This is a genomic window from Pseudoalteromonas ostreae, from assembly GCF_018069805.1.
GTDB classification, from domain to species: Bacteria; Pseudomonadota; Gammaproteobacteria; order Enterobacterales; family Alteromonadaceae; genus Pseudoalteromonas; species Pseudoalteromonas ostreae.
Map to the genome: position 1 here is coordinate 135,997 of NZ_JAGPYN010000003.1, position 20,934 is coordinate 156,930.

General features: G+C 41.8%; 21 protein-coding genes. All 21 read left to right on the top strand.

Annotated elements, in window-relative coordinates; genetic code table 11:
• The first annotated feature begins 2 nt into the window (after positions 1 to 2).
• The 21 genes from fliH (at position 3) to J7338_RS03280 (ending at position 20,930) form a co-directional block, all read left to right on the top strand.
• The gene (gene fliH / locus J7338_RS03180) at positions 3 to 821 is read left to right on the top strand and encodes a flagellar assembly protein FliH (protein WP_210795553.1); all 819 of its coding nucleotides are present in this window, start codon (positions 3 to 5) and stop codon (positions 819 to 821) included.
• Positions 822 to 839: 18 nt separating this feature from the next.
• Positions 840 to 2,174, top strand: a complete 1,335-nt coding sequence (gene fliI, locus J7338_RS03185) for a flagellar protein export ATPase FliI (RefSeq protein ID WP_145239400.1) — start codon at positions 840 to 842, stop codon at positions 2,172 to 2,174.
• Positions 2,174 to 2,620 carry a flagellar export protein FliJ gene (gene fliJ, locus J7338_RS03190; protein ID WP_149981493.1) on the top strand — a complete coding sequence of 149 codons (447 nt, stop codon included), beginning with the start codon at positions 2,174 to 2,176 and terminating at the stop codon, positions 2,618 to 2,620. Before fliI ends, fliJ begins: the two co-directional genes overlap by 1 nt.
• 128 nt (positions 2,621 to 2,748) lie before the next feature.
• Positions 2,749 to 4,803 (top strand): flagellar hook-length control protein FliK, encoded by a 2,055-nt coding sequence (locus J7338_RS03195; RefSeq protein ID WP_210795555.1) that lies wholly within the window; start codon positions 2,749 to 2,751, stop codon positions 4,801 to 4,803.
• A gap of 102 nt (positions 4,804 to 4,905) precedes the next feature.
• Positions 4,906 to 5,436, top strand: coding sequence for a flagellar basal body-associated protein FliL (gene fliL / locus J7338_RS03200; RefSeq protein WP_210795558.1), 531 nt, complete (start codon positions 4,906 to 4,908; stop codon positions 5,434 to 5,436).
• Between the two features lie 9 nt (positions 5,437 to 5,445).
• Positions 5,446 to 6,537 carry a flagellar motor switch protein FliM gene (fliM, locus tag J7338_RS03205; RefSeq protein WP_210795561.1) on the top strand — a complete coding sequence of 364 codons (1,092 nt, stop codon included), beginning with the start codon at positions 5,446 to 5,448 and terminating at the stop codon, positions 6,535 to 6,537.
• A 22-nt stretch (positions 6,538 to 6,559) separates the two neighbouring features.
• The gene (gene fliN / locus J7338_RS03210; RefSeq protein ID WP_169019263.1) at positions 6,560 to 6,958 is read left to right on the top strand and encodes a flagellar motor switch protein FliN; all 399 of its coding nucleotides are present in this window, start codon (positions 6,560 to 6,562) and stop codon (positions 6,956 to 6,958) included.
• Positions 6,955 to 7,326, top strand: coding sequence for a flagellar biosynthetic protein FliO (fliO, locus tag J7338_RS03215; protein WP_210795573.1), 372 nt, complete (start codon positions 6,955 to 6,957; stop codon positions 7,324 to 7,326). The genes fliN and fliO overlap by 4 nt, the downstream gene beginning before the upstream one ends.
• A gap of 4 nt (positions 7,327 to 7,330) precedes the next feature.
• Positions 7,331 to 8,071 carry a flagellar type III secretion system pore protein FliP gene (gene fliP, locus J7338_RS03220; RefSeq protein ID WP_169019265.1) on the top strand — a complete coding sequence of 247 codons (741 nt, stop codon included), beginning with the start codon at positions 7,331 to 7,333 and terminating at the stop codon, positions 8,069 to 8,071.
• Positions 8,072 to 8,114: 43 nt separating this feature from the next.
• Complete coding sequence (fliQ, locus tag J7338_RS03225; protein ID WP_210795575.1) at positions 8,115 to 8,384, top strand: flagellar biosynthesis protein FliQ; 270 nt, start codon at positions 8,115 to 8,117, stop codon at positions 8,382 to 8,384.
• Position 8,385: 1 nt separating this feature from the next.
• A complete protein-coding gene (fliR, locus tag J7338_RS03230; RefSeq protein WP_210795577.1) occupies positions 8,386 to 9,165 on the top strand; it encodes a flagellar biosynthetic protein FliR in 780 nt (259 codons plus the stop codon).
• 9 nt (positions 9,166 to 9,174) lie between these two features.
• Positions 9,175 to 10,305: a flagellar biosynthesis protein FlhB gene (flhB, locus tag J7338_RS03235; protein WP_210795579.1), complete on the top strand. Its 1,131-nt coding sequence runs from the start codon at positions 9,175 to 9,177 to the stop codon at positions 10,303 to 10,305.
• A 73-nt stretch (positions 10,306 to 10,378) separates the two neighbouring features.
• Positions 10,379 to 12,487 carry a flagellar biosynthesis protein FlhA gene (gene flhA, locus J7338_RS03240; protein WP_210795581.1) on the top strand — a complete coding sequence of 703 codons (2,109 nt, stop codon included), beginning with the start codon at positions 10,379 to 10,381 and terminating at the stop codon, positions 12,485 to 12,487.
• Between the two features lie 23 nt (positions 12,488 to 12,510).
• Positions 12,511 to 13,974: a flagellar biosynthesis GTPase FlhF gene (gene flhF, locus J7338_RS03245; protein WP_210795583.1), complete on the top strand. Its 1,464-nt coding sequence runs from the start codon at positions 12,511 to 12,513 to the stop codon at positions 13,972 to 13,974.
• Entirely contained in the window at positions 13,967 to 14,827 is an 861-nt protein-coding gene (locus J7338_RS03250; protein WP_145239360.1) for a MinD/ParA family ATP-binding protein, read from the top strand. Before flhF ends, J7338_RS03250 begins: the two co-directional genes overlap by 8 nt.
• A gap of 26 nt (positions 14,828 to 14,853) precedes the next feature.
• Entirely contained in the window at positions 14,854 to 15,564 is a 711-nt protein-coding gene (locus J7338_RS03255) for an RNA polymerase sigma factor FliA (protein WP_210795802.1), read from the top strand.
• A gap of 40 nt (positions 15,565 to 15,604) precedes the next feature.
• Positions 15,605 to 15,988 carry a chemotaxis response regulator CheY gene (cheY, locus tag J7338_RS03260; RefSeq protein WP_016708035.1) on the top strand — a complete coding sequence of 128 codons (384 nt, stop codon included), beginning with the start codon at positions 15,605 to 15,607 and terminating at the stop codon, positions 15,986 to 15,988.
• A 17-nt stretch (positions 15,989 to 16,005) separates the two neighbouring features.
• Positions 16,006 to 16,770, top strand: a complete 765-nt coding sequence (locus J7338_RS03265; RefSeq protein WP_210795585.1) for a protein phosphatase CheZ — start codon at positions 16,006 to 16,008, stop codon at positions 16,768 to 16,770.
• Positions 16,771 to 16,784: 14 nt separating this feature from the next.
• Positions 16,785 to 18,971 carry a chemotaxis protein CheA gene (locus J7338_RS03270; RefSeq protein ID WP_210795587.1) on the top strand — a complete coding sequence of 729 codons (2,187 nt, stop codon included), beginning with the start codon at positions 16,785 to 16,787 and terminating at the stop codon, positions 18,969 to 18,971.
• 68 nt (positions 18,972 to 19,039) lie between these two features.
• Entirely contained in the window at positions 19,040 to 20,173 is a 1,134-nt protein-coding gene (locus J7338_RS03275) for a protein-glutamate methylesterase/protein-glutamine glutaminase (protein WP_210795589.1), read from the top strand.
• On the top strand, positions 20,166 to 20,930 hold the full coding sequence (locus J7338_RS03280; protein ID WP_210795591.1) for a flagellar motor protein: 765 nt from the start codon (positions 20,166 to 20,168) through the stop codon (positions 20,928 to 20,930). The genes J7338_RS03275 and J7338_RS03280 overlap by 8 nt, the downstream gene beginning before the upstream one ends.
• The last annotated feature ends 4 nt before the right edge of the window (positions 20,931 to 20,934 follow it).

Consider the following 20,934-nt stretch of genomic DNA (forward strand, 5'->3'; position numbering starts at 1 on the left):
CCATGAGCAAATCTACCCAATATCAAGGTCGGCCTTTACGTGCCAGTGAAGCGGTTGATGAATTATTAGAAAACTGGCCCATTCCAGATGTCACGCAAGACACTCGCCAATTCGACGGTCGTTCAACGGCGTTTGGTACACCGCTGGCCGATTTATATCGCAAAGAGCTTGAAGAAAGTGAACAAGCACAAGAGCCCGAAGAGCCAGAGCTGCCTTCGTTAACGATGGCAGAGCTGGAACGAATCCGTCAAGATGCCTACGAAGAAGGCTTAAAACAAGGCCATGAGCAGGGGTATATTGATGGTTTTGAAAAAGGCGTAGGCGAGGGAAAAGAAGCCGGTTATAAAGAAGGCATTGAGCTTGGGAAAACGCAAGGTCAAGAAGAAGTCAAACCTTTGATTGAAGAACAGCTAACTAGTCTAAAAGCATTGTTAGATAGTTTGTCAGCGCCATTAGCTAAAGTCGATGATTATGCTGAAAAACAGCTTGTACAGTTAACCGTTATGTTAACCGAAGCGTTAGTTTATCAAGAAATTAAAACCTCCCCTGAAATCATTTTGCAAAGTTTAAAGCAGTGTATTGATGCGTTAGCCAATGAGCAGCAAAGTGTGCGTATTCATTTACATCCTGAAGACATTGAACTGGTTAAAAATAGTTATGGTGAAACTGCACTCGCTGAAAACCACTGGCAGTTAGTTGCAGAGCCGACTTTAGAACGCGGTGGTTGCCAAGTAAAAACACCACAATCATCTATTGATATGACTATAAAAACCCGCGTCAAAGAAACGTTGGATAGCTTTTTGCATAGTAGTGGTATCTAACCCCATTTTTGGTTTGCAATGAGTTCTCAACCTCGCCCATTAAGTGAACGTTTACAACAGTATCAAAAACATATCCATAGTCCAACGCCTGCTGTTGCGGGAATTTTAACCCGTGTTGTAGGGTTAACATTAGAGGCGAAAGGATTACGCGCGCCAGTTGGCAGCCAATGTAAAATTGAAACCATGCATGGTTTTGTTGATGCTGAAATTGTTGGTTTTAATGATCAGACGCTTTACTTGATGCCAAATGACCATATTTCTGGCGTATTACCTGGTGCGCGCGTGATCCCACAAGTAAACGATACCGGACTGCCTGTTGGTATGTGTTTACTTGGCCGTGTTGTTGATGGCTTAGGGCGCCCGTTGGATGGACTTGGAGCTATTAAAGCAGAGCATTACTTAAAGTTTGCACAAAATTCCATTAACCCATTATCTCGACGACCAATTACGCAGCCTATGGATGTTGGCGTACGGGCAATTAATTCAGTGATAACTGTTGGTCAAGGTCAGCGTATGGGCCTATTTGCAGGCTCCGGTGTGGGTAAGTCGGTATTACTGGGTATGATGACGCGAGGCTCAGAAGCTGATGTAATAGTTGTTGGTTTAGTGGGGGAGCGTGGCCGCGAAGTAAAAGAGTTTATTGAAGAAATACTCGGTGTGGAAGGGCGTAAACGTTCTGTCGTAGTCGCCGCGCCTGCCGACGCCTCGCCATTAATGCGCTTAAAAGGCTGTGAAAGTGCGGTAACTATCGCGGAGTACTTTCGCGATCAAGGTTTAAATGTTTTATTGTTACTTGACTCTGTAACGCGTTATGCAATGGCGCAGCGCGAAATAGCGCTTGCGGTTGGCGAACCACCAGCGACTAAAGGTTATCCGCCTTCTGTATTTGCAAAGCTCCCTGCGCTGGTGGAGCGTGCTGGTAATGGCGGCGAAGGGCAAGGCTCTATCACAGCATTTTTTACAGTACTGAGTGAGGGGGATGATATGCAAGATCCGATTGCTGATGCGGCGCGAGCCATTTTAGACGGTCATATCGTGTTATCCAGAGAGCTCGCTGATAGTGGTCATTATCCAGCCATTGATATAGAAAAATCGATCTCACGGGTGATGCCACAAGTTGTCTCAGAAGCACACATGCAACAAGCGCGAGTGTTAAAACAAGTGTATTCAATGTTCCAGCAAAATAAAGATATGATTACTTTAGGTGCTTATCAGAAAGGCACTGACCAAATGCTTGATCAGGCCATTAATATGATGCCAAGAGTGAATGCATTTTTACAACAAGGCATGAAGGATGTGATCAGCTATGATGATGGCCTACAAGGGCTTGCGCAATTATTAGGACAAGCATAATGGCAACAAATAAGCTCAGTTTATTGCTGAAAATAGAAAATGATAAAGAAGAAGCTTTACGGATAAATTATTTACAAGCGCAGCAAAACTTGCAAGGTAATCAACAAAAATTGCAAGGCTTGAATAACTTCCGTTTAGAATATACTCAGCAATTACATGTAAAAGGAAAGTCTGGTTTAAGTAGTGCCGGGTTTAGTCAATATCATGCTTTTATTGCTAAAATTGAAGAAGCTATTCGTCAGCAAGCGAATACTGTCAGTACCGCTAAACAGGTTGTTTCACAACGCCAAAGTTTATGGCTTAAACAGCAAATTAAGGCTAAAGCGGTTGCTAAATTAATAGAAAAACAGCAGCTTAAAGCGAATGTGATTGCACAAAAAAATGAACAAAAAATGCTTGATGAATTTTCTGCAAATCAATTTTATCAAAGACGTCGCGTTTTATAGTCTATTGCCTAAAATAGGGTTTTTATTAATTTAAACTAGCTTAGGCATATTATTTGCTTGTTCAATGTAATAAGTATTTATTCTGGCAAACTGCGGCGGCAAATTGCCACTTTTATTCTAGGTGAATTATGGCTATTAGTGATCTTTCAGTGTTTATCTCAACTGAGCAGGATGTTCAGTTAAATAAAAAAGACAGTGCCAAAGGTGGTGCGGCAGCAGATAAAGAAAGCACAGATAGTGACTTTTTTAGCCAATTACAAAGTGCAAATAATGTTGTGGAAACATCTGCGAAAGTCAATTCAACTGGTGTTGAGCCACCTAGAACTGAAGCCGTAATTACTGCTGAAAAAGCACAAGAAACGCCTGCTGACAACGGTGATGAGGATACGATGTCGGGTGATGTAATGCTTGCTCAGATCACGGCAGCTAACAATATGGACACTCGAGTAAATAATACACCAACTGTTGCAAATACCTCATTACTTTCAAAGTTGGGTAAATACAGCGAAGAGAAAATAGATCCCAAGCTTATTAAAGGCACTGGAGCTCGTCCAATTGATGATGTTACGCCCATTATTGATACAGACCCATTAATTACTGATGAGCCTATTGCACAATTAGTTGATAAACAGCTAAAACCATCGTTACTTACTGAAAAAACGGTGCTGGCAGAGGCAATTGATAAACAACTTCAGCTGAAGGGACATACCCCACCTGATGATGCGGTGACTCCTATTATTGATGATATTCAAGTCGCAAAAGAGACATTGCAAAGTAAAGAAATGGCAATGCAGTCAACAATTCAACAAGCTACTACAACTATGTTACAAAACGGGAGAGTTGACAATGCTGCTGCAAATATAAGCCAAGATAAAGCTCCACAGAACGCAGGATTAACCACAGATGCTAAAGCGGTTAAAGTTGTTGCTTCAAGCTCTCAAACTGATGTATCAGAAAAAGTAGCTGAACAGTCAAGGCATAGTAATAGTGCTGCATTAGAGCTACTTAATTCAATGACGACTGTACAAAAGAATGAAAATCCATTATTGGCGAGCTTAACACCAGAGCAGCAAAAACAGCTGGCTGAATTTGTAGATCTTAATAGTAAGGACGTTGCAAAACCTAGCACGGTCGTTGCGACTATGAATACGGCAGAGCTAACTCAATTAAGTAAAGATATTTCGCTGTTAAGCCCTGCGCAAAAGCAGGCATTAAGCCAGCAGTTACAAAATTTTGTGACTACTGAGCAGCCCAAAGGGGCTTTATTAACTCAGATCAATAAGGCCATTGCTGAATTAGCCCGGTCAGAGAGTACTGAAAAACTGATTGAATCAAAAGCTCAATTGACCGTTCAGTCAATGACAGATAATTTAGCCACCACAGCGACTACAACAAGCCGTAACACGACTTCAGATACAAATAAAGTATCTGGCTCACAAGATGCAATTTTAAAGGCTGTGAGCAAAGAGCAGGAAATGACACAGGCAGTGCAAGATAGTGCTCTAAAAAGCGAACAATTTGCTGAAAATATTAAAGCAGAGCAAAACCAAGTGCGAGATAACTCACTGACTCGTGTAAATCAATTATTTGGCCAGATCACCGGATTAACCACTGCAGTAACTACAGCCCCTGATGTAGAGAGGAATGAGCAACGTTATCAACAAGCTTTGGCTGATATGCAAGTAATGCATGCTCAGCAAGCGAGCCCTGCATCACAGACCAGACAAGTAAATATTGATCCAACTACGCTGCAAGCGTTGAATATTATGAAAAGTGATGCAGCCAAGTTACTACAAGAACGAGTGAGTGCATTATTAAGTATTAATAATAAAGAAGCAGAAATACGCCTTGATCCGCCAGAAATGGGCAGTATGCAAATTCGTATTCGTAGCGATGCAGAACAAGCTCAAATTAACTTTGTGGTGCAAAATCAGCAAGCCAAAGAAGCCCTTGAGCAATCAATGCCGAGATTACGAGAAATGCTAGCACAGCAGGGAATTGAACTGGGTGAAAGTAGTATTCAGCAAGGGAGTAGTCAAAGTGGTACAGGTGGTGACGGGCAACAAAATGGCCGTGGTCAGCAGGCAAATCAGCAACAAAATGAAGAAGAAAGTGGATTAACTCAGCAACCAATTCCAGGCTCTGGGCAACAATCTTCATCATCAATAGATTACTATGCCTAACACCTGCTATTATATGAGGTATAAGACTATAAAAATAAATAACTTGATGGTGTGCGGTGACACTCGTAATATCGCTATTATCAAGATATAAAGGAAAGCGGCATGGCTGAAGAAGCAAATTTAGAAATTGAAGACGGCAGTAAAAGTAAAAAAAAGCTGATCATAATTATTATTGCTGCGGTATTGGTAATTGGTGGTGCAGTTGGCTTTTTCTTGATGTCAGGCTCGGACGCTGCTCCTGAAACACTTGCAGATGAATCGGTTGCGCCAGCAACGGAAATTGCAGAGGAAAGTGGCAGTGGCGCAAAGGTTGGCAGTGCTTTATATGTTGCAATGCCTCGACCTTTTATTTTTAACGTACCAGGCGCAAGTCGTGACCGTATTGTGCAAATAAAAGTGCAATTATTAGTGCGCGGTGATGTGAACGAAGAAACGGCTAAAAAGCATATTCCACTTATTGAAGGTACATTGCTTGGGGTGTTTTCAACTACCACCGCAGATGAACTTGGCACTAGCGAAGGCAAAGAAACTCTCCGAATTGCAGCGCTTGATAAAGTACAAGCTGCGTTGACGGACGTAGAGGGAAGTAAAGTAATCGAGCGGGTGTTGTTTACCGGCTTTGTAATGCAATAAGGGGTCAGCGTGAGCGATTTATTATCCCAAGATGAAATCGATGCCCTGTTGCATGGTGTCGATGAAGTCGAAGAGGAGGATCTACAGGGCGGTGATGATGGCAGCGGTAATACGCTACAATACGACTTTTCATCACAAGATCGTATTGTTCGTGGTCGCATGCCAACTCTGGAAATTGTGAACGAACGTTTTGCCCGTCACATGCGGATCAGCTTATTTAATATGATGCGCCGCACTGCGGAAGTGTCGATTAATGGCGTGCAAATGCTTAAATTTGGCGAATACATTCACACCTTATTTGTACCCACTAGTTTAAACATGGTTCGTTTTCGTCCCTTAAAAGGCACTGGTCTAATTACTATGGAAGCGCGTTTAGTGTTTATCTTGGTAGATAACTTTTTTGGTGCTGATGGACGTTATCACGCCAAAATAGAGGGGCGTGAGTTTACCCCTACAGAGCGCCGTATTGTACAAATGCTGTTAAAAATAATCTTTGAAGATTATAAAGAAGCTTGGGCGCCCGTGATGGATGTCTCTTTTGAATATCTGGATTCAGAAGTTAATCCAGCAATGGCAAATATAGTGAGCCCAACCGAAGTCGTTGTTATTAGCTCTTTTCATATAGAGCTTGATGGGGGGGGCGGGGATTTTCATGTTGCTCTACCGTACTCTATGCTTGAACCTATTCGTGAGCTTCTTGATGCCGGTGTGCAATCAGATACAGAAGATACCGATTTACGTTGGAGCAAAGCCTTACGTGATGAAATTATGGATGTTGAAGTTGGAATATCAACACAACTTCTTGAAGTTGATTTAAGCTTAGCGCAAATCATGGAGCTTAAGGCTGGGGATATTATTCCGGTTGAAATGCCTGAGCACATAACGGTATTTGTCGAAGAATTGCCGACCTTTAGGGCGAAAATGGGACGTTCTCGTGATAACGTCGCGCTACAAATTAGTGAAAAAATTAAACGTCCTGAATCAGTTAAATCAGAGTTGCATGTCTTTACAAAAGGTGGCAAAAAGCTTGATTCAGATGCGGAATTAGCAGAACTAGAAGATGATTTACACCTTTCAGATGGCGTAGATTTAGACTGGTAAGAGAATTAAAAGGTTTAATAGTATGAGTGATGACCAAGATACAATGGACGAATGGGCAGCTGCTTTAGCCGAAGCTGAAGGAACCGACAGTTCGGACGATGCCAAAGTAACTGAACTTGACGAGTTAAGTGATACTAGACATGAAATGAGTGGCGAAGAAAAACGCAAACTCGATACAATTTTAGATATCCCGGTAACTATTTCGATGGAAGTTGGGCGTTCAAAAATCAATATTCGTAACTTACTCCAGCTTAACCAAGGCTCAGTTGTAGAACTTGATCGTGTTGCCGGTGAGCCACTGGATGTATTAGTTAATGGTACATTGATAGCGCACGGTGAAGTGGTCGTAGTTAATGATAAATTTGGTATCCGCCTGACTGACGTGATCAGCCAAGTTGAACGGATCAAAAAGCTGCGATGAGCAGTTGGTTTTTTTTATCGACTGCAGCTAGCGCAGCGACACCTATGGGTGACTTACTCTCAATGGTCATGTCTTTAATCATGGTGCTAGTACTGATTGTGGTACTGGCATTTTTGGTTAAAAAACTAAACCCCAATTTAGCAAATACCGACGAATTTAAAGTGGTACGTAGTTTACCGTTAAGTGCGCGAGAGCGATTAATGGTCGTCGAAATTGATAATTGTCAGCATTTATTAGGTGTCACGCCGCACAGTATTAACTACCTGCATAAATTAGAAACCCCGTTGACAGAAACAGAGTTGCCAGCCCTTGCACAACGTTTTGGCAAACTATTAAACCCACAAACTAACCACATTAAAAAGAATTAATAATATGACTAAGTGGCTGCTTATACTTTTTGCATTCGTTTTTATTCCCTCAGTTAACGCCGAAGGCATTGAAGCGTTAAGTATTACAACCAACCCTGATGGCTCGCAAGATTACTCTGTAACCTTGCAAGTACTGGCGATTATGACCGCGTTGAGTTTTATTCCCGCAGCGGTGATCATGATGACCTCATTTACTCGTATTATTGTAGTACTGGCTATTTTACGCCAAGCAATTGGCTTGCAGCAAACACCATCAAATCAAATATTGTTAGGTATGTCGCTATTTTTAAGTATTTTTATAATGGCGCCGGTTTATCAGAAAGTGAATCAGCAAGCCATTGAGCCATATTTAAATGAGCAGGTGACCTCGATTCAAGCGCTTGAACTAGCTAAAGAGCCTATGAAGGAATTCATGCTTTCACAAGTGCGCATTAAAGATTTAGAAACTTTCGCTAAAATTGCCGGTTATGACACGTTAGACTCACCTGAAGCGACGCCATTAATTGTCTTGATCCCCGCATTTATAACCAGTGAATTACAAACCGCATTTATAATTGGTTTTATGTTTTTTATTCCATTTTTGATAGTCGATTTAGTTGTGGCTTCAGTATTGATGGCCATGGGTATGATGATGCTCTCGCCGATGATTGTGTCTATGCCATTTAAAATTATGCTATTTGTATTGGTCGATGGCTGGAGTTTAGTGATGGGGACTTTAGCTAAAAGTTTTGGCTTAGGCACTTAATGTGGCAATACAATGCTTTGCCTACAAAGGCTAGGAGGACACCATGGAACCAGAAATCTTCGTCGATATTCTCAGTAATGCATTATTTTTAGTTATTAAATTGGTATCGGCAATTGTGGTGCCAGGCTTATTAGTGGGTTTAGTTGTAGCCGTATTTCAGGCCGCAACGTCAATCAATGAACAAACATTAAGCTTTTTGCCGCGGCTATTAATTACTATCGGCGCCTTGATTGTCGGAGGGCATTGGTTAACCCAAGAATTAATGGATTTCTTTAGTCGAATAGTGTTAATTATTCCTGAAATTGCAGGCTAATATGGAATTCCCATTTTCGGTTATTATTCAGTGGCTGAGTGATTTTTTGTTACCACTAGTACGGATCAGCTCGATGATTATGATCATGGCGGGGCTGGGCGCCAAAAATGTGCCTACGCGGATCAAGATGGGTCTAGCGGTCATGATTACCTTTTTAGCTGTACCAGTACTTCCGCCTGCGACATTTAATAACTTATTCTCTTTTGAAATGATCTTGGTGGTTATTCAACAAATGCTAATCGGTGTTGCGATAGGTTTTGCGTCTGTACTGATGTTGAATACTTTTGTGTTAGCAGGGCAAATATTAGCAATGCAAACAGGCCTTGGTTTTGCTTCAGTCGTTGATCCTTCAAATGGTATGAGTGTGCCTGCTGTTGGGCAATTTTATTTGATTCTAGCAACGCTATTATTTTTTGTATTTAATGGCCATTTAATGATGATCCAAATGGTAGTGCATAGTTTTGACGTTTTGCCGATTGACGGTAATTGGTGGGCAGTGGATCATTATTGGGACATAGTGACGTGGGGTGGCTGGATGTTTACTACCGCCTTGGTGTTATCTTTGGCGCCTTTAACGGCAATGCTGGTGATTAATATGTCGTTTGGTGTAATGACACGCGCAGCACCACAGTTAAATATTTTTTCAATCGGTTTTCCATTTACCTTGGTTGCAGGTTTAGTCATTATTTGGGCAACCTTAGGTAACTTTGTTACTCAATTTGAATTTCAATGGTTAAAGATGATTGAATTAATGTGCACTTTAGTTGGTTGTTCCCCATAGGAGAGCGTGATGGCTGAAGATTCAGGTCAAGAAAAAACCGAAGAACCCACCGGGAAAAAAGTAAGCGACGCGAAAAAGAAAGGCCAAGTTGCACGCTCAAAAGAGCTCGGCACAATGTTTGTACTTATTTTTTCAGCTATTTCATTGCTTATGTACGGACCTGAGATTGGCAAGGGACTGTATAATATAATGGGTCGCATGCTGAGCTTAAACCGCAATGAAACATACGATACCACTAAAATGTTTTCTGTGTGGGGAGCGGTAGCTGATGCGCTGGTATTTCCGATGGCGATGTTCGTGTTTATTATTGTGCTGGCGGGTATCATAGGTAATACCTTGTTAGGTGGTTTTAACTTTAGTTGGGAGGCGGCCGCACCTAAAGCGAGTAAAATGTCACCAGCAAAAGGCATCAAGCGGATGTTAGGTCCACAAGCGGGCGTCGAGCTGGTAAAATCGATTTTAAAGTTTGTGGTCGTCGCGGGCTTTGCTATCTTTTTAATTAACACCTTCTTTGATGAAATTCTTCATCTGAGTATTGAAAGTGCGCCGGGCAATATCATTCATGCCTTAGAGATACTCGCATGGATGTTTTTAGGGCTAACCTGCACCTTAACCATTATTGCTGCGATTGATGCACCATATCAAAGCCATAAACATCACAAAGAATTAAAAATGACTCTGCAAGAAGTCAAAGATGAATATAAAAATTCTGAAGGTGATCCGCAAATTAAAGCGCGTATAAGACAAACGCAAAGACAAATGTCTCAGCGACGCATGATGCAGGATGTACCGGATGCCGATGTAGTTGTTACCAACCCTACTCATTACTCAGTGGCATTAAAGTACGATACAGAGCGCGCTGGTGCGCCTATATTAGTTGCAAAAGGCGTTGATGAGATGGCGATGCAAATTAGAAAAATAGCCATAGGTAACGAAGTACCGATTGTAGAATCCCCTATGTTGACGCGGGCACTGTATCATACGGCTGAGGTGGGCGAGCAAATTCCTGACCAATTATTTACAGCGGTCGCACAAGTTTTAGCTTATGTATTTCAGCTTAAACGCTTTCAAAAAGGCCGCGGTAAACGCCCTACAAAATTGAATAAAACCCTGCCAATCCCCGATGCCTACAAATACTAAATAAGCCAAATTAATAACTTGGAATAGTTATTGCAAATTCCGTGTAGTGTCAATTTTTTGAAATTGTAGAATTATGGAATTTAAAGCTGTATTACAACAACTTAACAAAGATAAAAAAGAGTATTTGAAAGGCGTTGGTACGCCTTTACTGGTACTCGCAGCGCTGGGGATGGTGATATTACCGTTACCGCCATTTTTACTCGATATTCTTTTTTCGTTTAATATAGCTTTAGCCTTGGTGGTTTTGTTGGTCACCGTATATACCATGAAACCGGTAGAATTTGGGATGTTTCCTGCTGTACTGTTGATTGCAACCATTATGCGTTTAGCACTTAACGTTGCCAGCACCCGAGTGGTATTGCTAGAAGGTCATAACGGTGGGGACTCTGCCGGTAAAGTAATTGAAGCGTTTGGCTCAGTGGTGATCGGTGGTAATTATGCTGTTGGTCTCGTGGTATTTTTAATCTTGATAATCATTAACTTTGTGGTAATCACCAAAGGCGCAGGCCGGATCTCTGAAGTATCAGCGCGTTTTACCTTAGATGCAATGCCTGGTAAGCAAATGGCGATTGATGCTGATTTAAATGCGGGTTTTATTAGTGCCGAGCAAGCACGAGATCGTCGTGAAGAAGTTACCCGCGAAGCCGACTTTTATGGCTCTATGGATGGTGCGAGTAAGTTTGTAAAAGGCGATGCAATCGCCGGTATCGTTATTTTGATCATCAATATTGTTGGTGGCTTATTTGTTGGTATGATCCAACACGATTTAAGCTTTGGCAACGCTATGGAAGTGTATACCTTACTAACCATTGGTGATGGCTTAGTCGCGCAATTACCGTCATTACTATTATCAATCGGCACAGCAATCGTTGTAACCCGTCAAAATGAATCGCTCAATATGGGTGACCAATTTAAGAAACAACTCGGTAACGAAAAATCACTATTTATCGCTTCAGGTATTTTAATCGTAATGGGCTTAGTGCCGGGTATGCCACATTTTGCATTTTTAAGCTTAGGTGCGTTACTTGGTTATCTCGCCTATTACGCGCAACAAAGTAAACTTAAAGAAGCTGCAGCAAAAGAAGCGGAAGCTGCCAATGGTGGCTCTGCAGGCACCGGTGTAGCAAATAAACAAGAGCAAAAAGAGCTTGGCTGGGATGATGTTCAGCAAGTGGATGTCATTGGTTTGGAAGTTGGTTATCGGTTAATTCCATTGGTTGATCAATCACAAGGTGGCGAGCTGTTAAATCGGATCAAAGGAGTACGTAAAAAACTATCTCAAGAGCTAGGATTCTTAGTACCACCGGTGCATATTCGCGATAACTTAGAGTTAGACCCAAATGCATACAGAATTACCATGATGGGTGTTTCAAGTGGTGAGGGCGAGCTTAAGCACGGTGACGAGTTGGCTATTAATCCAGGTCAAGTATTTGGTCCAATAAAAGGGATTGCCACCAAAGATCCAGCCTTTGGTTTAGACGCCATTTGGATCAAACCAGATCAAAAAGATGAGGCACAATCACTCGGTTATACAGTGGTTGATGCAGCGACTGTGGTAGCAACCCATATTAGTCAGTTACTAACTAACAGCGCGGCCTTGTTACTCGGCCATGAAGAAGTACAAAACCTATTAGATATGCTGGCAAAAAGTCATCCTCGTTTAGTTGAAGGGCTAGTGCCAGATATTTTGCCACTAACAGCAATTGTTAAAGTATTACAAAATTTATTAAATGAAGGCGTTGCTATTCGCGATATGCGTTCAATTGTACAAACTCTTGTTGAGTATGGCCCTCGAAGTCAAGACCCAGATGTTTTAACGGCTGCAGTGCGAATTTCATTGCGCAGATTAATCGTTCAAGATGCGGTTGGTATGTCTTCGGAAATCCCTGTCATAACCTTGGCGCCTGAGTTGGAACAGATGTTGCATCAGTCATTACAAAATGCAGGCGATGAAGGTGCCGGAATAGAACCAGGACTTGCAGAGCGACTTCAACAATCATTAAATGAAGCGCATCAAAATCAAGAAATGGCTGGTGAACCTTCGATATTGCTAACGTCAGGAATGTTACGCACTGTGTTATCTCGTTTTGTTAAGTACACCATTCCGGGGTTGCGAGTGATGTCTTATCAAGAGGTGCCAGACGAAAGACAGATCAAGATTGTCAGCTCAGTAGGCCAATAATCGGATTTTAAAGGGGTTGAACCATGAAAATAAAACGTTTTTTTGCTAAAGATATGCGCACCGCACTGAAAGAAGTTAAAGATGAGCTCGGTGTAGATGCTGTAATCATGTCCAATAAAAAATTAGCCAATGGGGTCGAGATTGTTGCCGCCGTTGATTATGAAAAAGCAGCCCCGAAAGCACCTGCACAGCCACATGTTACTACGGCACAACCGCAAACAAATGCTAACTTTGTTAAACCTGCGCCACAACGTACACAGCCTGAGCCGCAAGCTGCAGTAGCTGATAGCTTACAAGCATTATTAGAGCGCCAATCACCGCGTCCACGCTCACCTGAGCTTGCGTCTATGTTTAGCCAGTCGGGGATTGATACATCAACTCAGTATCAACCACAGCAAACTCGCCATGCACCACAAGCACAGAATGATTTTGCCCGTCGCGATACGACACCGCGTCCACAGACGCAAGCTCATAGCTTAGGTTTTGATGATGATCTAGAAAGTGGTTTTGACGATTTAGATACTCCGATGCCAACAAAAAGTGCAGCTAAGACAGATGAAATCACCGCTATGCGTGATGAAATGGCTGCAATGCGTCAATTACTTGAGTATCAAGTATCGGGTTTGATGCAACAAGATTTAGCGCGTCGCGATCCAACTCGCGCATGTATGATCGATCGTTTAGTCGGAATGGGTATCGACAGTGAAGTTGCAGAGCAAATGGCCTGTTTTATTCCCGATGATGTGTCACGCCAGCAAGCATGGCAAGCGCTTCTGCAAATGGTTGAAAACCAAATGCATACTACAAATAATGAAATACTTCGCCAAGGCGGCGTATATGCACTTGTTGGCCCTACAGGGGTTGGTAAAACTACAACCGTGGCAAAACTTGCAGCCCTTGGTGCACAAAAATATGGCGCAGATAAAGTTGCGCTTATTACCACTGATACGTACCGTATTGGCGCTTATGAGCAGCTTGCTACTTATGGCCGAATCATCGGTTGTGGTGTAAAGCAAGTTAAAGATGCCAATGAATTAGCAGAAGTTTTATATCATTTACGAAATAAGCGTCTAGTATTAATAGATACAGCGGGAATGAGCCAACGTGATTTACGTTTAACTGAGCAGTTAAATACACTAATGCGTAATCAACGTGTCGATATTCGTAATTACTTGGTACTCAGCGCGACCGCACAAATTAATGTATTACAAGAAACGGTAAGACACTTTAAGAAAGTGCAATTAAGTGGCTGTATTTTCACTAAGTTAGATGAATCATTAAGTTTAGGTGAGATTATTAGTATAGCGATTCAAAATCGCCTTCCAATAGGGTATCTTACCAACGGTCAGCGCGTCCCAGAGGACATTCGGGTCGCCAATGCAGAGAAATTAGTAAAAAAAGCTGAACAATTGTATTTAAAAAGAACAAAAGCACAACATTCACGACGTCAAGCAGTAGCGTCAAGCACAGTAGGGATGTATGATTAACACAGTATTAGATCAAGCAAGTGGCCTGCGTAAAATGAGTCAAAACAATAATAACGGCGTTAAAGTTATCGCTGTAACAGGTGGTAAAGGTGGCGTAGGAAAAACTAATGTCTCACTTAACACTGCGATTGCGTTGGGTCAGCTCGGAAATAGAGTGTTAGTACTGGATGCTGATTTGGGTTTAGCAAATTGTGATGTGATGTTAGGGCTACGGGTTGAACGTAATCTATCTCATGTATTGTCAGGTGAATGCGAGCTTGATGAAATTTTAGTTGAAGGACCTGCTGGAATTAAAATAGTGCCAGCGACGTCAGGATCGCAAAGTATGGTCGAACTTTCACCATCAGAGCATGCAGGGTTAATTCGCGCTTTTAGTGAATTAAATACCGAATTTGATATATTAATTGTTGATACTGCTGCTGGTATTTCTGACATGGTATTAAGTTTTTCGCGCGCAGCGCAAGATGTCATGGTAGTAGTATGTGATGAACCGACCTCGATCACTGATGCTTATGCATTAATCAAAGTATTGAGTCGTGAGCACGGCGTGTATAAATTTAAAATCGTTGCTAATATGGTGCGTAGTATGCGCGAAGGCCACGAACTATTTGCTAAGTTATCAAAAGTAACGGATCGCTTCTTGGATGTCTCAATGGAGCTAGTTGCAACTGTACCTTATGATGAAAATATGCGTAAAGCAACGCGCCGTCAGAAAGTGATTGTTGATTTATTTCCAAATTCTCCAGCGGCAATTGCATTTAAAACATTAGCGACAAAAGCAGTTAAATGGCCTATACCTAATCAACCATCTGGTCATTTAGAATTTTTCATAGAAAAATTAGTAAACGGCTAACAATGACGGCATCGGTGAATAAAGCGATGGGATATCAATCGACACAAAGTTTAAATGTGATTGTTGAGAGACATGCTTCTTTAGTCAAAAAAGTGGCTTGTCATTTAATTGCTCGTTTACCCGCGAGTGTGCAACTCGATGATTTGATTCAATCGGGGATGATAGGGTTAATTGAAGCATCAAAGAATTTTGATGCGACTAAAGGCGCAAGCTTTGAAACCTTTGCGGGCATACGTATTCGTGGTGCGATGCTCGATGAAATGCGCCGAGGTGATTGGGCTCCTCGTTCAGTACATCGTAATAGCCGCAAGGTGGCGGAAGCGATTAGTGAACTTGAAAGTAGCTTGAATCGAGAACCTAAAGATAGTGAAGTTGCTGAAAAACTTGATATTACGCTAGATGAGTACCATCATATTCTTAGTGATGTAAATTCAAGTAAAGTGTTAGGTATAGAAGACTTAGGGGTTGATGAAGATGTCATCACACCAGTGGGACATGATTTAGCACTAGACAAGCCCTTTAATAACGTTAAAAATGAACGTTTTAATCAATCATTATTAACAGCAATACAATCTTTGCCAGAACGAGATGGGTTAGTATTGTCGCTGTATTATAACGATGAAATGAATTTAAAAGAGATTGGACATATACTCGATGTAAGCGAATCGCGTGTGAGTCAGATACATGGTCAGGCGATGATTAAGCTCAAAGCAAAAATCAATGACTGGATTAATTAGTAGTAAGTAAATATAGGTTCAGACCTCACCGGAGGATGTTTTGGATAAAAACATGAAAATTCTTGTTGTTGATGATTTTTCGACGATGAGACGTATTATCAAAAATCTGTTAAGAGATTTGGGTTTTACAAATGTACAAGAAGCTGATGATGGCTCAACAGCTTTACCGATGTTGCAGAATCAAGAATTTGATTTTGTGGTAACAGATTGGAACATGCCTGGCATGCAAGGAATCGATCTCTTGCGCGCTATCAGGGCTGACGACAGCCTGAAACACATTCCTGTTTTAATGGTAACAGCAGAAGCCAAAAAAGAACAAATTGTTGCTGCTGCACAAGCTGGTGTTAACGGTTATATCGTTAAACCATTTACAGCTGCTACACTTAAAACCAAATTGGAAAAAGTGTTTGAGCGTTTAGGTTAAATAAATAGGAGAGGCTTATGTCAGCACCTGCTGCGCCTCAAATCAGTTTAGAACAAGCTCGGCAGCTTGTGGTTTACCTTGAAAATGGTGAACAAGAGAAAGCTGATCAGTTAATTATTGATGCGGCGTCAAAAGAGCAATCAGAATTATTTGCCGAAGTAGGCAAACTTACGCGTCAGCTTCATGATGCGTTGAAAAATTTTGAGCTTGATACACGTTTAGCTGATTTGACCAAAGATGCACTACCCGATGCTAAGCAGCGTCTTAACTATGTTATGGAAATGACAGAAAACGCAGCAAATAAAACCATGGATGCTGTGGAAGCAAGTTTACCTATTGCTCAGCAGCTCGCAGATGATATTTCGGACATTAAACCTACTTGGGATCGTTTAATGAATCGTGAAATTGAGCTGGGTGAATTTAAAACATTATGCCACAGCTTAGATAAGTTCATGAATAGCTCACAAACCAAAACGGATGAGTTGCAAGGACTCATGACCAATGTCTTGATGGCACAAGATTTTCAAGATTTAACAGGTCAAGTTATCCGCCGAGTGATCGAACTTGTTAGAGAAGTTGAAGACAGCTTGATCCACTTGTTGACAGCATTTGGTAGCCAAGATGATAGCGAAACAAAAATAATAGCACCAGTCATTGAAAAACCGCCTGCTGAAAATACACTTGCAGGCCCTGAAGGGCCAATTATTGATAAAGAATCTCGAGATGATGTTGTCTCAGGACAAGATGATGTTGATGATTTATTATCAAGTTTGGGCTTCTAAGAGGAGAAAACTGCATGAGCTTTGAAGTCGATGAAGATATTTTACAAGATTTTCTAGTAGAGGCTGGAGAAATTCTTGAGCTTTTGTCAGAACAGCTGGTGGAGCTTGAAAATAACCCAGATGATACCGAATTACTCAATGCAATTTTCCGTGGCTTTCATACGGTAAAAGGCGGTGCAGGCTTTTTAAGCATGACTGAACTAGTTGATGCTTGCCATGGTGCAGAGAATGTTTTTGATTTACTGCGCCAAGGTGTCCGTAAGGTTAATTCTGAGCTGATGGATGTGATCTTGCAAGCACTCGATACTATTAACGAAATGTTTGCCACTATCCAAAGCAGAGAAAAGCCAGAACCTGCAAATCCAGAATTACTCGCTGTTTTACATAAATTGGGATTGCCACCAACTGCTGAAGAATTAACTGGCAGTGATGAGCCTGTAGACGATACCCCAGTTGTTGATGCTGATACTATCTTAGATGATTCTGACGATCCATTTGCGTTAGACTCATTATTTGATGGTCAAATTGACAGTGATCAAAAAGATGTTCAAATCGATGAGATATCAGAAGATGAATTTGAAAGTCTGCTTGATGAGCTTCACGGTAAAGGACAAAGTCCTATAACCTCAACTGCAGCTGTCAGCAATGAGTCATCAAATAGTGATATCACTGATGACGAGTTTGATAATTTATTAGATGAATTACATGGTGTTGGTAGTTTTGGTTCGGTCAGCAATAAAGAAACTGCAGATAATGAGAATACTGCAGATAAACCGGTTTCAACGCCGCCAGAACCGGTTAAAAGTAATGGCCCAGATGAAATCAGCGATGATGAATTTGAAGCTTTACTTGATGAATTACACGGTAAAGGCAGTGCACCACAAGTTGATACTGAATCAACACCAGCTCAAAAACCATTACCACCCTCAGCTCCTGTTGCTGCAGTTAAACCTGCCCCCAAACCGGCAGTGACTGAGCCTGTGAAAGTGGCTGAAAAGCCAGCTCCAGCAGCTGCGAAAAAACCAGCCCCCCCACAAGCTGATACGACAGTGCGTGTTGATACAAAGCGACTTGATCAGATAATGAATATGGTCGGGGAGCTTGTGCTAGTGCGCAATCGTTTAGTTAGTTTAGCGACCAATACAGAAAGTGAAGCGATGGGGAAAGCCATTTCAAACCTTGATGTAGTAACTGCGGACTTGCAAGGTGCGGTGATGAAAACGCGGATGCAACCGATCAAGAAAGTGTTTGGTCGCTTCCCTCGCGTTGTACGTGATTTAGCCCGCAGTTTGAAAAAAGACATCAATTTATTGCTTGTGGGTGAAGAAACTGATTTAGATAAAAACTTAGTTGAGGCACTGGCAGATCCTTTAGTTCACTTGGTGCGTAACTCTGTAGACCATGGTATTGAAATGCCTGATGTACGTGAAGCAGCAGGTAAAACAAGAGCAGGGACTGTAACTTTATCAGCATCTCAAGAAGGTGATCATATTTTGCTTACCATTCGTGATGATGGTGCAGGTATGGACCCAGAAAAGCTGAAAAAAATAGCAATTAGTAAAGGAGTGCTTGATCACGAGCAAGCAGCTCGGTTATCGGATACAGAAGCCTATAACCTTATCTTTGCGCCAGGCTTTTCAACCAAAGAACAGATATCTGATATTTCGGGTCGTGGTGTGGGTATGGATGTTGTGAAAACCAAAATCACCCAACTAAATGGTTCTGTAAGTATTCAATCTGAGCTTGGTGTAGGCACCATTTTAGAAATTAAAGTGCCGTTAACGTTGGCTATATTGCCGACACTGATGGTTGTTGTCGGCGAGCAAACATTTGCATTACCACTGGCTGGTGTTAATGAAATATTCCATTTGGATCTAACTAAAACGAATGTAGTTGATGGTCAATTAACTATAATTGTCCGTAAGAAAGCATTACCTTTATTTTACTTAGAGCATTGGTTGGTTAAGGGGGCCGACAGATCATTGCGCAAAGCTCAAGGCCATGTTGTGATTGTACAAATCGGTACGCAGCAAGTTGGTTTTGTAGTAGATTCATTAATTGGTCAAGAAGAAGTTGTTATCAAACCGCTTGATGCGTTATTACAAGGGACCCCAGGTATGGCAGGCGCAACAATCACGTCTGATGGTGGTATAGCGCTGATCTTAGATGTTCCAAACCTGTTAAAGAATTACGCAGGTTAGTCCAATCTTTATCCTAATGTGAGAGTTTGATACGGCTCTCACAGAAAAATTTAACATAGAGTATGCCAATGGCAGTTAAAGTTTTAGTTGTTGATGATTCAAGTTTCTTTCGCCGCAGAGTAAGCGAAATACTCGAGCAAGATAAAGATATTGAAGTAATTGGTTTTGCAGTAAATGGCAGAGAAGCGGTAGACAAAACCAATCAACTACGTCCTGATGTAATCACTATGGATGTTGAAATGCCTGTGCTTGATGGTATTAGCGCTGTAAAAGAAATCATGGCAGCCAATCCAACCCCAATTCTGATGTTTTCTTCCTTGACTCGTGATGGTGCAACAGCAACCTTAGACGCACTTGATGCTGGCGCTTTAGATTTTTTACCGAAAAAATTTGAAGATATTGCTCGTAATAATGAAGATGCGATTAAGTTATTACAAAATAAAGTAAAAGAAATAGGACGCAAACGTCTATCAAGCTTTAACAGGCCGATACCTTCACCGCCAGTGGCGCCAACTTCTACAGCAACCAGCTCTCGGCCTGCAATTACTCAGCCGGATAGAAGTTTTAACCGCAGCGTTGCCCCCTCTACAGGTACGGCGGCGACTGTTCGCGCCTCAGGGAAAAAATATCAAATTGTTGCCATTGGCACCTCTACCGGTGGGCCGGTTGCACTACAGACTATTTTGACTCAGTTACCAGCTAATTTCCCACACCCTATTTTGTTAATCCAGCATATGCCAGCAGCGTTTACTCCTGCATTTGCAGCTCGTTTAAATGGTTTGTGTAAAATAAAAGTAAAAGAAGCACAACAAGGCGATCGATTAATGCCTGGCGTCGCTTACCTTGCTCCGGGGGGGCAACAAATGCTGGTTGAGGGACGAGGCGGAAATCGTACTTTACGTGTTTTTGAAGACGACAGTGCTCGGATCACTTATAAGCCGAGTGTTGACATTACGTTTGCTAGTACAGCTAAATCGTTCCAAGGTGATGTATTAGCTGTGGTACTTACTGGGATGGGGGCTGATGGGCGAGATGGCGCAAGAATGCTCAAACAAGCTGGCGCCACTATTTGGGCGCAAGATGAAAAAACCTGTGTGGTATACGGTATGCCACAGGCGGTAGCTAACGCAGGGTTATCGTCTGCAAGTATAGCACTTGAAGAGGTTGCTAATCGGTTAGTTCGAGAGATTGGTTGTGGATAAATTGTCATTTCTAGGCCTGTTCGTTGCACTTTTGGCGATTGGGTATGGTTACTCACTAGAAGGTGGAATTGTAAGCGCGTTATTTAACGGTCCGGCATTAATTATTGTATTGGGTGGTACGTTAGGTGCTGTAATGCTACAAACATCAGCAAATACGTTTAATAAAGCACTAAGGATCAGTCATTGGGTGTTTTTCCCGCCAAGTTATGATATCGACAGAGCAATTGAGCAAGTTAAAAGTTGGTCACAAAAAGCTCGCCAAGAAGGGTATTTAGCGCTTGAAGAAGTAGCATTAACGCATTTAGACCCATACGTTGCCAAAGGGTTGAGTTTACTGATTGATGGCAATAGTGAGCAAAAACTCAGAGACACACTAGAAATTGATTTGTTGCTAGAAAGAGAGCGGCTGCTTGAAGCCAGTCGAGTGTATGAGGCGTTAGGCGGTTACAGTCCTACTATCGGTATATTAGGCGCAGTGCTTGGTCTGATCCAGGCGATGTCATTTATTACTGAGCCTGAAAAGCTAGGTGCAGGGGTTGCGACAGCTTTTCTTGCAACCATTTATGGGGTTGGTTTAGCAAACTTACTGTTTTTACCCATGGCTAATAAGCTAAAACAACAAGTAGAACAAAAGATGCTGTTTCATGAGTTATTAGCTGAAGGAATTATTGCCATGAGCCAAGGTGATAGCCCTGTCAATATTGAGCTGAAACTTGAAGCGTATCGTGTTGAGCGTCCAAGTCAGCTACAAGAATAACTAT